Below are 13084 nucleotides of genomic sequence, written 5' to 3' on the forward strand. Positions count from 1 at the left end.
GAGTCATATTCATACCTCTGAGGTATACCGCTCAACAGCACATCGACAGGGCGGGCAGCCAAAGCGGAGGGCCAGCGCCCTTCGCCGCGACGCAGCCCCGTCTTGAGTTGGGACTTACCCGTCAAGCGCGGGCGCGCTCAGGCTGGCGCGTACAGCTCGTCGATCTCGGCGCGTCGGGGTAGCGCCACCGAGGCGCCGAGCCTGCGTACGCAGGCAGCGCCGGCTGCCGACGCCCAGCGCACCGCGTCGACCAGGTCGCGCCCCTCGCCCCAGCCGACGGCCAGCGCGGCGGTGAACGCGTCGCCTGCGGCGGTGGAGTCGACCACGTCGACCCGTACCGCCGGCACGTGCACTTCGGCGCCGTCCCGGTCGACGTACCAGGCGCCCTCGCCGCCGAGGGTGAGCACGGCGCGGGGGGTCAGCTCGAGCAGCGCCCGGGGCTCCTCCCGGCCGCGACCGGCGAGCGCCTGCGCCTCGCCCTCGTTGACGACCAGCACGTCCACGGCGGCGAGCAGCTCGGGCGGGAGATCCCGGGCCGGGGCGGCGTTCAGGATGACCCTGGTGCCGGCGGCGCGGGCGGCCACCGCGGCGGCTGTCACGGTCTGCACCGGGATCTCCAGTTGGGCGACCAGGACGTCCGCCGCACGCACCGTGGCCAGCTCTTCCTCGGTGAGCCCGACCAGGGCGTCGTTCGCACCGGGAGTCACCATGATGGCGTTCTCACCCTGGGCGTTGACCATCACCAGCGCGACCCCCGAGGTGCCGTAGACGACGCGTAGCTGGCTGGTGTCCACCCCGGCCGCGGTGATGCGCGCCTTCAGGGTGACGCCGAAGGCGTCCGAGCCGATCGCGCCGAGGAACGCGCAGGAGGCGCCGGCGCGGGCCGCGGCGACGGCCTGGTTGGCGCCCTTACCGCCGGGCACCATCACGAAGTCGGTGCCGAGCATGGTCTCGCCCACCCGCGGCAACGCGGGCGCCATCGCGACCAGATCCATGTTGGCGCTGCCCACCACGGCAACCCGGGTCTGCGGCACTGTCGTCTCCGCCCGCTCCGGCGCTCAGGCGGCCCGGGCGGTGTACCGGTCGCCCGACCGCTCGACCACCAGCGGAAGACCGAAGGTCTTGGAGAGGTTGTCGCCGGTCAGCGTCTCGGCGAGCAGCCCCTGGGCGACGACTCCGCCCTCCCGCAGCAGCAGCGCGTGGGTGAAGCCCGGCGGGATCTCCTCCACGTGGTGCGTGACCAGCACCATCGCCGGAGCGTCCGGGTCGTACGCCAGCTCGGCCAGCCGGGCGACCAGGTCTTCCCGACCACCCAGGTCGAGCCCGGCGGCGGGCTCGTCGAGCAGCAGCAGCTCCGGGTCGGTCATCAGGGCACGGGCGATCTGCACCCGCTTGCGCTCACCCTCGGAGAGGGTGCCGTAGCGGCGCTCGCCGAGGCCACCGACGCCGAGTTGACTCAGCAGCGCCCGCGCCCGGGCCTCGTCCCCGCGCTCGTAGTTCTCCCGCCAGCGGCCGACCACCGACCAGGCGGCGGTCATCACCACGTCGGTGACCTGCTCGTCGGCGGGCAGTCGCTCGGCGAGCGCGGCGGTGGTGAGCCCGATCCGGGTCCGCAGCTCGTTGACGTCGGTGCGGCCGATCCGCTCGCCGAGCACGTGCGCGACGCCGGTGGTGGGGTGCAGTCGGCCCGCGGCGAGGTTGAGCAGGGTGGTCTTGCCGGCGCCGTTGGAGCCGAGCACCACCCACCGCTCGTCCAGCTCGACGCGCCAGGTCAGGTCCTGGAGAAGGGCGGTGCCAGACCGGCGTACGCCGACGCCGTCGAGGCTGACCACCAGATCCGGGTCCACGGGGGCGGCGGCAGGCGCGGCGCCGGTAACGCCGGGGATCAGATCACCAGTCACCACACCATCCAACCACGCAGCGTCGAGGTGCCCCCCATGGGCAGCGCCTCGGCCATAGGGTGAAGCGCCGTGTCGTTGATCACCACACCCGGAGGACGGCCCATGCCCCGTCGAGGTACGGAGCCGCGCGGATGAGCGCGGTCATCGAGATCGAGGGTCTGCGCAAGACCTTCCACAGCGTGCGAAACGGCCGACGGGTGGCGGTGGACGGGTTCGACCTGCTGGTCGAGGCGGGCCAGATCCACGGTTTCCTCGGCCCCAACGGCTCTGGCAAGACCACCACCCTGCGCGCCCTGCTGGGGCTGGTACGCGCCGACGGCGGGCGGATGAGCGTGCTCGGCGAACCGTCGCCGGAGCTGTTGCCGCGGGTGGCTGGCCAGGTCGGCGCGATCGTCGAGAGCCCGCAGTTCTTCGGCAACTTCACCGGGCATCGCACGCTGCGGTTGTTGGCCCGTGCCGGTGGGGTGCCGATCGCACGGGTGGACGAGGCACTGGAGCTGGTGGGCCTGCGCGACCGGGGCGACGAGCGGGTCAAGGGCTACTCGCTGGGCATGAAGCAGCGCCTCGCGGTGGCGTCCGCACTGTTGAAGGACCCACGGCTGCTGATCCTGGACGAGCCGGCGAACGGGCTGGACCCGGCGGGCATCCGGGAGATGCGGGACCTGATGCGGTCGCTGGCCGCGACCGGGGTGACCGTGCTGGTGTCCAGTCACATCCTGGGCGAGATCCAGCTGATCTGCGACCACGTCACGATCATTTCGCGGGGGCGGCGGGTGGCGGCCGGCCGGGTGGACGAGGTGCTGGCGGGCTACGACCGGCACGAGTTCCTGGTGCGGGTGGCCGAGCCGGGGCGCGCTGTCGAGCTGCTGCAGGCGGCCGAGCTGACGGCGGTCGTCGACGGCGAGGCGCTGATGGTGAGCGGGGTGAGCGACCCGACGGTGGTCAGCCGGGTGCTCGGCGAGCAGGGGCTGTGGGTCGGCGAGTTGACGCCGCTCCGGCCGGACCTGGAGAGCGTCTTCCTGGAGCTGACGGGCGCGTACGAGCATTCGTCGGTGCCCCGGCAGGTCGACGGCTCGGGGCTGCCGCACGCCGATCAGGGCGAAGCTGTGATCAATCTCGATCGGGGAGTGGACGCGTGAACCTGGTTCGTGCCGAGATTGAGCGGCTGTCCGCGCGTCGCTTCGTACAGCTCATGGTCGTGCTGTTGGCGTTGGCGTTCGCGATCACGGCGGCGACCACCCTGGCTGGCTCCCACAAGCCGAACGCGGACGAGTTGAACTCGGCCCGGGCGCAGGCTTCCCAGGCACGGCAGAGCATGGAGGTGTCGTACCAGGAGTGTCTGGCCCGCCAGAGCGGCTCGCTCCCGCCGCAGGACACGGGACGCTACCTCCCCGCGGACTGTTCCGAGATCGACCCGATCCGACAGGAGAAACTGCCGATCGCCGCTGATTACCTGCCGGGTGTGTTCACCTTCGCCCAGCAGGCGCGGCCGTTGCTCTATTTTCTCATCGCGTTCCTGGTGCTCTTCGGGTTCCTGGTCGGCGCCTCCTACATCGGCGCTGACCTGAACTCCGGCGGTGTGGTGAACCTGCTGCTCTGGCGACCGCGCCGACTGACGGTGCTCGCGGCCAAGTTGGGCACCCTGCTCGGCGCGGTGCTGGTCCTGTCGCTGTTGGCGTCGGTTGCCTACCTCGCCACGTTCTGGGTGATCGGGCAGACCGCCGGGTTGCCCGGCCGGTTGGACGGTGACTTCTGGAGTTCGCTCGCCGCGGTGCACGGGCGTGGCATGGTGCTGGTGCTGTTGACGTCCGCGCTGGGCTTCGCGATCGCCACCATGGGTCGGCACACGTCGGCGGCGTTGGGGGCGGCGGCGGCGTACGCGGTGGTGTGGGAGTTGGGCGGCCGGCTGGTCATGGAGATCATCGATGCCCGGCGGCCGGACCAGTTGATGCTCTCCAGCCACATCGGGGCGTGGCTCACCGGCGAGGCGAGGTTCTGGGATCCGCAGATCTGCGCCGGCAACGCGGGCAACGACTACTGCGACAGCTTCTACAGCCTGACCTGGGGGCCGTCGCTGCTGGTGCTGCTCGTGCTGACCGGCGGGCTGACCGCTGCGGCGTTCGCCGTGTTCCGTCGCCGCGACCTGCTCTGAGTGCCGGTCCGTCGGGTCGCCCAGCTCGCTTCGGGCGGCCCCGCGGACCGACGCGGCGTACGGCAAGAGCTTGCAACCCGCCGATCAGCGGTGAAATATTCCTTCACATGACCGCCGCAGCGGGCTCAGCCGACGGTGGAGCCGAACACCTCGTCGCGTACGGCGTCCAGGGCTGTCCGCAGCGCGCCGTGCAGGATCGGCTCCTCGGTCAGCCCGGTCGGCACGACGCGAGGCTGGACCAGGGTGATCGCGGCCACCTCGTGCTGCACCCGCTCGGCGAGCGCGGTGCCGCCGGCCTGGCCCACCTCGCCGGCGAGCACGACCAGCGGCGGGTCGAGCACCACGCAGGTGCTGGCCACACCGAGGGCGAGGCGGCGGGCCAACTCGTCGAGCATCGGGCCGCCGTCGGCGCCGGCCGCCACGGCCGCGCGAACCGCCTCGGCGGCCTCGGCGGCCGGGTAGCCGTGCTCGCGGGCCACCGCCCGCACCGAGTCCGCGCCGACCAGTTGCTGGAAGGCCGGCTTGGCCCGACGGGAGACGTCGCGCGGGATGGGCGCACCGGGCACCGGCAGGTACCCGATCTCACCGGCGGCACCGCTGCTGCCGTGGTGCAACCGACCACCCAGCATGATCGCCAGGCCGACGCCGGCGCCCACCCAGACCAGCACGAAGTCGCCAACCCCCTGCGCGGCGCCGGACTGCGCCTCGGCCACCGCGGCGAGGTTGACGTCGTTCTCGAAGACCACCGGGGTGTGCAGGTCGTCCCGCAACGCGGCGAGCAGCCCGCTGTGCCAGCGCGGCAGGTTGAAGGCGAAGGTGATGTCGCCGGTGCCCGGGTCGACCAGGCCCGGCGTGCCGAGCACGATCCGCCGTACGCTGCTCAGCTGCGCCTGGGCACTGCTCGCGGCCTGCACCACGGCGTTGTGCACCACGCCCACCGGGTCGTCGGTGTCCCGGGTCGACTGCTCCACCCGGCCGATGACCGCACCGGTGATGTCGGCACACGCGGCCACCACCCGGTCCGGCCCGACGTCCACGCCGACCACGTGGGCGCTGCCCGGGCTGACCGCGTAGAGCTGGGCGTTCGGCCCGCGCCCGCCGGCCTGCTCGCCCACCCGGGTGACAAGGCCACGCTCCTCCAGCCGCTCGACCAGCTGCGAGGCGGTGACCTTGGACAGCCCGGTCAGCTCGCCGAGGCGGGCCCGGGTCAACGGGCCGCGCTCGAGGAGCAGCTCCAGCGCCGCACGGTCGTTGAGCGCCCGCAACAGACGGGGGGTGCCGGGCAGCCGGGTCGCACTCATGACACGTCCTCTAGTTTTAGTAAACTTTGCTAACTGTAAACCAACCTGCGAACGGGTAGCCGTAGCGTATCGGCCGCCCGGAGGCGGGGCGCTCGGCCGATTCGGCAGGGCGAACACCACCACGGGTACGACGTTTCGTACCCGCTGGGGCACCGAAGGGAGAGATCACGTGGGGCTGGATCCAGGACTGCGCCGGCTGGCGCTGGGCACGCTGCTCGCCGCGTACCCGGGACCGGTCCCGCCGGACTGGGCGGTCGACCTGCTGGCCGACGGGCTGGCCGGGCACACCCTGTTCGGGACCAACGTGCACGACCCCGCGCAGGTGGCGGCGAGCACCGCCGCGCTGCGCGCCGGCCGGCCGGACGTGCTGATCGCCATCGACGAGGAGGGTGGGGATGTGACCCGGCTGGCACACGCCACCGGCAGCCCGTACCCCGGAAACGCCGCCCTCGGCGCGATCGGCGACGTGGCGCTCACCCGACGGGTCTATCAGTCGATCGGCGCCGAGCTGGCCGCGCTCGGCATCACCGTCAACCTCGCCCCGACGGTGGACGTCAACACCGCCGACGACAACCCGGTGATCGGCACCCGGTCCTTCGGCGCGGATCCGGTGCGGGTGGCCGCCCACTCGGCCGCCGCGGTGACCGGGTTGCAGGCCGCCGGCGTGGCCGCCTGCGCCAAGCACTTCCCCGGGCACGGCGCCACCGTCACCGACTCCCACCACGAGCTGCCCACCGTGGACGCGCCGCTGAGCCTGCTTCGCCAGCGGGACCTGCCGCCGTTCGCGGCGGTCGTCGCGGCCGGGGCGCGCGCCGTGATGACGGCGCACATCCGGGTGCCGGCACTGACCGGCGCCGACCCGGCCACCTTCAGCCGGGCCGTCCTGGTCGACCTGCTGCGCACCGACTACGGCTTCACCGGCGCGGTCATCACCGACGCGTTGGAGATGAAGGGCGCCGCGGTGGCGGCCGGCGGAGTCGGGCCGGCCGCGGTCCGAGCCCTGGCCGCTGGTGCTGATCTGCTCTGCATCGGCGCGAAGGTCGACGCCCACCTGGTCGAGCGGGTGGCCGCCGAGATCGTCGACGCCCTGACCGACGGCCGGTTGGCGACCGCGCGGGTCGAGCAGGCGGCCGGCCGCGCCGCCGAGCTCGCCGCCTGGACCCGGGCCGCCGTCCGTTCGTCGGTCACCGAGGACACCGAGCTGGGGTACGCGGCAGCGCGCCGAGCGGTCCGGGTGGACGGGGTGCTCACCGGCCTGGACCGGCCACTGGTGGTGCAGTTGCACACCGAGTCGACGATCGCCGAGGGCCGGGTGCCCTGGGGTCTCGGCCCACACCTCGACGGTGTGCCGGAGATCCGGGTGATCGCGGCCGAGACCGACGCGGCGAGGCTGCGCGAGCTGGCCGCCGACCGTCCCATCGTGCTGGTCGGACGGCACCTGCACCGACTGCCCGGCGGCCCGGAGCTGATCGCCGACCTGTCCGCCGAGCATCCGGTGATCGTGGTGGAGATGGGCTGGCCGGCACAGTGGCGCCCGGCGGGCGTGCGCGCCTTCGTCACCACGTACGGCGCGAGCCACGCCAACGGCCGGGCTGCGGCCGAGGTGCTCGGTCTGGCGCGCTGAGCCGCAGCGGTCGGCGAGATCACACGGTCCACTGTCGCGGGTCATCTATTGAACATGTTCAAAAACTGCCCTACGCTGACGCCGTCGGTAGTTGAACACGTTCAAGGGAGGCGTCCGGCATGGACATCAAGGTCTGGATGTACGTGGTCTACCTCGCGGTCAGCATCGGCCTCACCATCTGGGTGGCCCGGGCACTGGCCCGCAACGGGCTGATCTTCCTGGAGGAGGTGTTCGCCGACGAACGGTTGGCGCAGGCGGTCAACAGCCTCCTGGTGGTCGGCTTCTACCTGCTCAACCTCGGCTACGTCACGGTGGCGATGAAGCACGCCGACCCGGTGCGGTCGACCAGCCAGGCGATGGAGGAACTGTCCCTCAAGATCGGCCTGGTGCTGCTGGTGCTCGGCGCGCTGCACTTCTTCAACGTCTTCGCCCTGGGCCGCTACCGTCGGAATCGACTCCGCCAGCTCGCCACCCACCCGCCCATCGCGCCGATCGGCCGGCTCCCGATGCCCACCGGCCCGTACGGCTCGCAACTGGTCGGATCACAGCCAGGTGGACCCCAGCCTGGTGGACCGCAGCCGAGCGCCGGGCCACCGGCCAACCCGCCGACCCGATGACCGTCCCACCAGCCGACGACCTCGGCCGGCTCCCGGATCCCGCCGCACACGCCGTCGGTGGGATCCGGGGGTTCACCGTCCTGTTCGACGCGAACTGCCCACTCTGCCGGGCCGCCCGCCGGTGGCTGACCTCCCGCGCCCAACTCGTACCCCTGGAATTCGTGCCGGCCGGGTCAGCCGAGGCCCGGCGGCGCTTTCCCGGCCTGGACCACGACGCGACGCTGCGCGACCTGACCGTGGTGGCCGACACCGGCGAGGTGTACGCGGGCGACGGCGCCTGGTTCGCCTGCCTGTGGGCGCTGGCCGACCACCGATCCGCAGCGGAGCGGCTGGCTCGACCGCACCTGTTGCCGCTCGCGCGGCAGGTGGTGGCCACCGCGTCGGCGATCCGGGAACGGGTCCGCGACCCGTGGGCCGAGCCGACGGACGAACTGGCGGGATACGGTGACCCCGATGACCGAGCAGCCTGCGCCGACGACCACTGCCGGTGACCCTGCCACCGCCCGAGGTGAGCAGACCCGGCAACTGATCCGGGACACCGCGATGCGACTGTTCCGTGAGCGCGGTTACGCCCAGACCACCATGCGGGCGATCGCGCAGGAGGCCGGCGTGGCGGTCGGCAACGCCTACTACTACTTCGGCTCCAAGGATCACCTGATTCAGGAGTTCTACGCCCACGCCCAGGTCGAGCACCGCGCCGCCGCCCAGCCGGTGCTCGACCGGGAGGACGCGTTCGGTGCCCGGCTCGCCGGGGTGCTGCACGCGGGCATCGACGTGCTGACCCCGTCGCACGAGTTCGCGGCGACCTTCTTCAAGACGGCGGCGGAGCCGACGTCGCCGCTCAGCCCCTTCTCGGCGGAGTCCTCCGGGCCCCGAGAGGCGGCGATCAAACTCTTCGGCGAGGTGTTGACGGGCTCGACCGCCAAGGTCGACGCCGAGCTGCGTCCCCAGTTGCCCGAGCTGCTCTGGCTGGCGTACATGGGAGTGATCCTCTACTGGGTGCACGACCGGTCTCCGGGGCAGACCAAGACCCGCCAGTTGATCGACGGCGTCGTGCCGTTGATCGACCGCCTGGTGGCGCTGTCCCGGCTACGGGTCCTCCGCCCCGTGACCCGACAGGTCTTCGACCTGATCCGCACGCTACGTCACTGACCCGACCGACAGCATCAACCGGTCCAGCCGCAGGTCAAGTCCACCTTTCGACACTCCGAACCGACAGCTCACACCTTGCCCCACGCCTTTTCGATACGTAGCGTGATCGACGCGTACCGACTCGCCCGAGGCGCGAGGCGGCACGCCCGGAACCGGGGCCTGGGGAGAGGTTGCGGACCGTGGATCCGGCCCGGGATCCACGGTCCGTGCCCATCGCCACTCAACGTGGATAGACCCCGTACGCGCGCCAGCCCCGGTCCGGAAACCCGGCGGCCTCGGCGACCCGGGCCGAGGCGTGATTGTCCCGCTCGTGCAGGTAGGTGGGCACCGCTCCCTCGTCGAGCACCCGCCGCGCCGCCTGTGCCACCAGCCGGCGGGCAAGGCCGCGGCCCCGAGCGGCCGGCGCGGTCCCCACCGCCAACTCCTGCCCGTACGCGTCGTGCCGTTTTATCCCGGCACCGGCCAGGTAGGTGCCGTCCGGGGCACGGACCACCAACACCGGCCGGTCGAAGAGCCGCAACCAGGGCGGCAACCCGGGAGCCGTCGACTCGGTCCACTCCCCCACGTCCGGCAGCGGCGCGGGTGCCCGGCTCCACCGGAAGAGGCCGTCGTGCACACACCAGTCGGGCAGCCCGACCGCCTCGGGGAGCGCGGCGAGCAGCCGGTCCGGTGTACTCCGGACCAGCGAGCGGATCGCCGCCACCCGCTCCGGCGCCACGGAGAGCACTGCGCTCTGCCCGGCCTGCACGGCGACCGCGGGGCGCAGCCTGCCGTCCCAGGCCGGTTCCGCCCGCCGTTGCGAGGCGACCACGTGCAGCCCCGGCCCGGCCGGCCACTGGCCGAGCCAGGTGGCCAGGTGCAGGTGGAGCCGCCGATCGAGCATGTCCACCTCCCCCTCGCCGTGCCTGTCGTGGATCACCGTACGCCGGGCAGGCGGCCCGGGCGGACGATCCCTCAGGGCTGAGCGAGGTTCGGGAACGAGGCACACCAATCGACCGTCATATGTATTTCCCTACCCGTACAACTTTGTTTGGGACGGTAAAAGCATGCCGATTCAGCCGAACCACCATTACCAGCAGGACCCCGAGCGACTCTGGCAGGCGGCGGAGACCGCCGGAGGCCTCCCACCTCAGCCGCGCTACCGGAACCCCCGGGCCGTCGGCGGCGCCGACATCCTGTCGTGGGCCAGGCTGAACAGGCTGTCCGCCGGCAGTTCCAGTAGGCACCGTCTGAACACCCACTGACACACCAGCTCGCCGGTGGATGTGGTGTCTTGGTGGAACGTCACGCCATGACTCGCATCACCGTGGACGTGAACGACGAGTGGCTGGACGCCGCGAGGGACGTGCTCGGCACCGACACCAAGGTGGCCACCATCAATGCCGCACTGCACTCGTTCGCCGTACGTCGGCAGGCCCGCGAGATCGTTGCCGCGTTCGACCAGGTGGAGATCTCAACAACGCGTAGGGCAGCCTGTGAAGCTCACGCGCTCGGCGACACACCGGGGAGGTCCAGCGGCGGCTTTCGCACACCTGTCGGGTAATTTCTTGTGGTCCGGCATCCCGGCCTACGACAGGAGAAGCTCCGCGCATGGGCAAGAAGACGATCCACGTCTCCGACTTCACCGGCACGGTTCTGCAGCAGGACGACGAGGTGGTCCGCGTCGTCGTGTTGGAGCACCCGGACCTGGTCGCCGGGCCCGTGCAGTTGGACGCCACCCCGGGCGAGGTGGAGAACATCGATGACGCCGCCCTCGACGTCGCGGTGGTGGAGATCCACGACCGGCACGGCGGCGGCGAGCCCCGCCGGGTGGTGTTGACCGCCAGCGAGTTCGACGCGATGGCCACCGACGTGCCGATGGCGCAACTGCTGAAGACGGCCGAGCGGGTCCGCCCGCCCAAGGCCCGCAAGAGCGCCGAGAAGATCGACTACGGCACGCTGGAGCACGCTGGCAAGCCGCACCGGGGCCGGGTCACCGAGGAGGAGGCCCGACTGGTGCGCGAGCAGCTCGACGACGTCAACAAGCGGCTCGCCGACGCGGGCGTACGCCAGATCGACCCTGCCGATCCGGAGCACGCCCTGCGGTACGGCTTTCCCGACGTTTCCTGACCGACTACCCGACGTCGCCATCCGTCGCGGCGGCGCTGACTGCCGCGGCGAGGGCGGCGGACAGGTCAGCCTCGACCGCCGCCTTGTTCAGGCCGAGGTTGGTGAGCACGCCGGCGCCGTCCTCCTGCTCCAGCAGGGCGAGCAGGATGTGCTCGGTGCCGATGTAGTTGTGCCCGAGGCGCAGCGCCTCCCGGAAGGTCAGCTCCAACGCCTTCTTGCCGCGCGCGTCGTAGGGGATGAGGTCCGGGACCTGCTCGGCGCGTGGCGGAAGGACGGCACCGACCGCCTCCCGAACCGCCTCTCCAGTGGCGCCCCGACCGGCCATCACCCTGGCCGCCAGCCCCTCCGGTTCGGCCAGCAGGCCCAGCACCAGGTGCTCGGGGCCGATCTCGATGTTCCCGCTGGCCCGAGCCTCCTCCTGCGAGGCCACCACCACGTTGCGGGCGCGGGGGGTGAACCGACCGAAGCCGGCGTTCGGGTCGAGCGCCGCGGCGTCGGTCGCCTTCGGCACGAAGCGCTTCTGGGCGGCCTGCTTGGTGACCCCCATGCTGCGGCCGATGTCGGTCCAGGAAGCGCCTGAGCGTCGGGCCTGGTCGACGAAGTGCCCGATCAGGTGATCGGCGACCTCGCCGAGGTGATCGGCGGCGATGACCGCGTCGGTGAGTTGGTCGAGCGCGTCGGTGTGCGCCGTCTTGATCGCCTGGATCAGGTCGTCGAGCTTGACGGTGTTGCTGATCTGGAGAGGATCTGTCATGCGTCAACCATAGGTTGACGAAGAGCAGCCGTCAACCACAAGTTGACGAACGCCCCGAGCCGCAGATACCGCAACGTGCCGGCCATTCAGACCCGGTAGGGTCTTATGTCCGCCTTTGGATGCACCGTTGCGAGACGTCGTACGCCTCCTCGCCCTGCTCGGCCTTGACCCGTGATCGTGATCGACACGAGGTCGCCGACGTGGGGGTGTCACGCGCCGTGGATACCCCCACATCGGCGATCTGGAGTGGATCACCGACCGGATCATCGGCATCGAGGTGGTGGCCGACCCGGCGCAGCTCGCAACCCTCGACCTGTCCGTGGGAGAGCGACGGTAGGGCTACCCGGCCCGGGCGTACTCGGGTAGGCGGCGAGCGACCGCCGCCGGCGAGGGCATCCCGTCGATCTCCTCGGCGATCGCCCGGGCCGCGTCGCGGTGTGCCGCCCCGTGCCGTGGCAGCAGCCGTCGCGTGCGCTCGGCGACCGCGTCCGCGTTCACCTCGTCGGGGAGCAGCCCCAGGGCGGCGCCGACGGCGCTGACCGCCTCGGCGTTGGCGAACTGGTCGGCGCCCTGCGGCAGCATCAGCTGCGGTACGCCGACCGCGAGCGCGCCGAGGGTGGTGCCGCTCCCGCCGTGGTGCACCACCACGTCCACGTGCGGCAGCAGCTCCGCCTGCGGCACCAGAGAATGCACGCTGACGTTGCCGGGCACCTCGCCAAGCTGCTCCTTAGGCACGCGGCCCGCCGCGACCACCACCTGGGCGTCCAACGTCGCCAAGCCGGCGATGGCCGTGTTGAGTAGCTCCGGCGTACCGAACGCGGTGCCGAGGGTCAGATAGACCAACGGTCGGGACGTACGGCGGCTCGCCCATACCGGCAGCGGGGACGGTGCCGAGAACGGCACCGGTCGCAACTCGATCCGACGTTCGGTGGCGAGGAAGTCCCGGTCCTGGAGGGAGGGCGGGCAGATGTCGACGTGCGGCCGGCCGGCTGCCTCGGCGTTCCCAGTGGGCAGTTCGAGGCCGATGCCGTCGGGGAACATCCGGCCGAACCCGTGCCAGAGGCCCGGGATGCCGGCCCGACGAGCGGCGACGGCCGCCCCCGGCAGCCCCCACTCGTGCACCACCAGGTCGGGGCGGAGCCGCGCCAACTCCGGTTCGAGATCCTCGGCGTACACCTCGTAGAAGGCGTCGCCGGGTCGGAACGGCCGCAGGCCGTTCGCGGCGAGCGGAGCGTGCACGGCCGGACCGGCGGCGAAGTGGACGTCATGACCGGCGTCCCGGGCGGCCATCGCCAGCGGGATCAGCGGATAGGTGTGACCGACGGAGGCAAGACTGGCGAACAGCACACGCATGGGGCCGGACCCTATCTGCCGCACCGTCGGTCCGGTCGCGCCCGGTGTTCGGTGTCGCGTATACGGTGGGCTCCGGTTCAGGCGCGGTTCACCGACGGGAAGGGCGGTCATGCGTCTTCAC

At 71.8% G+C, this 13084-nt stretch carries 15 protein-coding genes; 9 read left to right on the top strand and 6 right to left on the bottom strand.

The window, feature by feature from the left end:
* Nucleotides 1–137: 137 nt before the first annotated feature.
* Nucleotides 138–1034 carry a ribokinase gene (locus tag C7C45_RS21045; RefSeq protein ID WP_110565407.1) on the bottom strand — a complete coding sequence of 299 codons (897 nt, stop codon included), beginning with the start codon at nt 1032–1034 and terminating at the stop codon, nt 138–140.
* 24 nt (nt 1035–1058) lie between these two features.
* On the bottom strand, nt 1059–1901 hold the full coding sequence (locus C7C45_RS21050; protein WP_110565523.1) for an ABC transporter ATP-binding protein: 843 nt from the start codon (nt 1899–1901) through the stop codon (nt 1059–1061).
* Between the two features lie 131 nt (nt 1902–2032).
* Between C7C45_RS21050 and C7C45_RS21055 the strand changes: the two genes are divergently transcribed.
* Nucleotides 2033–3040 carry an ABC transporter ATP-binding protein gene (locus C7C45_RS21055; RefSeq protein WP_110565408.1) on the top strand — a complete coding sequence of 336 codons (1008 nt, stop codon included), beginning with the start codon at nt 2033–2035 and terminating at the stop codon, nt 3038–3040.
* Nucleotides 3037–4053 carry an ABC transporter permease subunit gene (locus C7C45_RS21060; RefSeq protein ID WP_110565409.1) on the top strand — a complete coding sequence of 339 codons (1017 nt, stop codon included), beginning with the start codon at nt 3037–3039 and terminating at the stop codon, nt 4051–4053. Before C7C45_RS21055 ends, C7C45_RS21060 begins: the two co-directional genes overlap by 4 nt.
* 125 nt (nt 4054–4178) lie before the next feature.
* Here the strand turns inward: C7C45_RS21060 and C7C45_RS21065 are convergent, their stop codons facing one another.
* Nucleotides 4179–5354 (bottom strand): ROK family transcriptional regulator, encoded by a 1176-nt coding sequence (locus tag C7C45_RS21065; RefSeq protein ID WP_110565410.1) that lies wholly within the window; start codon nt 5352–5354, stop codon nt 4179–4181.
* Between the two features lie 169 nt (nt 5355–5523).
* On the opposite strand from C7C45_RS21065, the gene C7C45_RS21070 reads away from it, so the two are divergent.
* From C7C45_RS21070 to C7C45_RS21085, 4 genes are all read left to right on the top strand, one after another.
* Nucleotides 5524–6978, top strand: coding sequence for a glycoside hydrolase family 3 N-terminal domain-containing protein (locus tag C7C45_RS21070; RefSeq protein WP_110565411.1), 1455 nt, complete (start codon nt 5524–5526; stop codon nt 6976–6978).
* 119 nt (nt 6979–7097) lie between these two features.
* The gene (locus C7C45_RS21075) at nt 7098–7595 is read left to right on the top strand and encodes a hypothetical protein (RefSeq protein ID WP_110565412.1); all 498 of its coding nucleotides are present in this window, start codon (nt 7098–7100) and stop codon (nt 7593–7595) included.
* Nucleotides 7592–8086: a thiol-disulfide oxidoreductase DCC family protein gene (locus tag C7C45_RS21080; protein WP_110565413.1), complete on the top strand. Its 495-nt coding sequence runs from the start codon at nt 7592–7594 to the stop codon at nt 8084–8086. The genes C7C45_RS21075 and C7C45_RS21080 overlap by 4 nt, the downstream gene beginning before the upstream one ends.
* Complete coding sequence (locus C7C45_RS21085; RefSeq protein WP_110565414.1) at nt 8049–8747, top strand: TetR/AcrR family transcriptional regulator; 699 nt, start codon at nt 8049–8051, stop codon at nt 8745–8747. Before C7C45_RS21080 ends, C7C45_RS21085 begins: the two co-directional genes overlap by 38 nt.
* Before the next feature lie 220 nt (nt 8748–8967).
* On the opposite strand, the gene C7C45_RS21090 is transcribed toward C7C45_RS21085, so the two are convergent.
* Nucleotides 8968–9630: a GNAT family N-acetyltransferase gene (locus C7C45_RS21090; protein WP_110565524.1), complete on the bottom strand. Its 663-nt coding sequence runs from the start codon at nt 9628–9630 to the stop codon at nt 8968–8970.
* 163 nt (nt 9631–9793) lie between these two features.
* Here C7C45_RS21090 and C7C45_RS21095 point away from each other — a divergent pair, with 163 nt between their 5' ends.
* The 3 genes from C7C45_RS21095 to C7C45_RS21105 are packed head-to-tail and all read left to right on the top strand — an operon-like array spanning nt 9794 to nt 10856.
* Nucleotides 9794–9991, top strand: a complete 198-nt coding sequence (locus C7C45_RS21095) for a DNA repair protein (RefSeq protein ID WP_110565415.1) — start codon at nt 9794–9796, stop codon at nt 9989–9991.
* A 47-nt stretch (nt 9992–10038) separates the two neighbouring features.
* Nucleotides 10039–10290, top strand: coding sequence for a type II toxin-antitoxin system VapB family antitoxin (locus tag C7C45_RS35125; RefSeq protein ID WP_244200479.1), 252 nt, complete (start codon nt 10039–10041; stop codon nt 10288–10290).
* Between the two features lie 47 nt (nt 10291–10337).
* Nucleotides 10338–10856: a hypothetical protein gene (locus C7C45_RS21105; protein WP_110565416.1), complete on the top strand. Its 519-nt coding sequence runs from the start codon at nt 10338–10340 to the stop codon at nt 10854–10856.
* Nucleotides 10857–10860: 4 nt separating this feature from the next.
* Here the strand turns inward: C7C45_RS21105 and C7C45_RS21110 are convergent, their stop codons facing one another.
* Both C7C45_RS21110 and C7C45_RS21115 read right to left on the bottom strand, forming a co-directional pair.
* On the bottom strand, nt 10861–11610 hold the full coding sequence (locus C7C45_RS21110) for a Clp protease N-terminal domain-containing protein (protein ID WP_110565417.1): 750 nt from the start codon (nt 11608–11610) through the stop codon (nt 10861–10863).
* Nucleotides 11611–11949: 339 nt separating this feature from the next.
* Complete coding sequence (locus C7C45_RS21115) at nt 11950–12963, bottom strand: glycosyltransferase (RefSeq protein WP_110565418.1); 1014 nt, start codon at nt 12961–12963, stop codon at nt 11950–11952.
* Between the last annotated feature and the right edge of the window lie 121 nt (nt 12964–13084).

Origin of the sequence: Micromonospora arborensis (assembly GCF_003205615.1) — a bacterium.
Lineage (GTDB): Bacteria > Actinomycetota > Actinomycetes > Mycobacteriales > Micromonosporaceae > Micromonospora > Micromonospora arborensis.

What these genes read in the sequence shown, in the direction of transcription:
- C7C45_RS21115 (WP_110565418.1), bottom strand. Translation starts at nt 12,963, where the DNA reads ATGCGTGTGCTGTTCGCCAGTCTTGCCTCCGTCGGTCACACCTATCCG.
- C7C45_RS21065 (WP_110565410.1), bottom strand. Translation starts at nt 5,354, where the DNA reads ATGAGTGCGACCCGGCTGCCCGGCACCCCCCGTCTGTTGCGGGCGCTC.
- C7C45_RS21110 (WP_110565417.1), bottom strand. Translation starts at nt 11,610, where the DNA reads ATGACAGATCCTCTCCAGATCAGCAACACCGTCAAGCTCGACGACCTG.
- C7C45_RS21055 (WP_110565408.1), top strand. Translation starts at nt 2,033, where the DNA reads ATGAGCGCGGTCATCGAGATCGAGGGTCTGCGCAAGACCTTCCACAGC.
- C7C45_RS35125 (WP_244200479.1), top strand. Translation starts at nt 10,039, where the DNA reads ATGACTCGCATCACCGTGGACGTGAACGACGAGTGGCTGGACGCCGCG.
- C7C45_RS21105 (WP_110565416.1), top strand. Translation starts at nt 10,338, where the DNA reads ATGGGCAAGAAGACGATCCACGTCTCCGACTTCACCGGCACGGTTCTG.
- C7C45_RS21080 (WP_110565413.1), top strand. Translation starts at nt 7,592, where the DNA reads ATGACCGTCCCACCAGCCGACGACCTCGGCCGGCTCCCGGATCCCGCC.
- C7C45_RS21075 (WP_110565412.1), top strand. Translation starts at nt 7,098, where the DNA reads ATGGACATCAAGGTCTGGATGTACGTGGTCTACCTCGCGGTCAGCATC.
- C7C45_RS21090 (WP_110565524.1), bottom strand. Translation starts at nt 9,630, where the DNA reads ATGCTCGATCGGCGGCTCCACCTGCACCTGGCCACCTGGCTCGGCCAG.
- C7C45_RS21095 (WP_110565415.1), top strand. Translation starts at nt 9,794, where the DNA reads ATGCCGATTCAGCCGAACCACCATTACCAGCAGGACCCCGAGCGACTC.
- C7C45_RS21085 (WP_110565414.1), top strand. Translation starts at nt 8,049, where the DNA reads ATGACCGAGCAGCCTGCGCCGACGACCACTGCCGGTGACCCTGCCACC.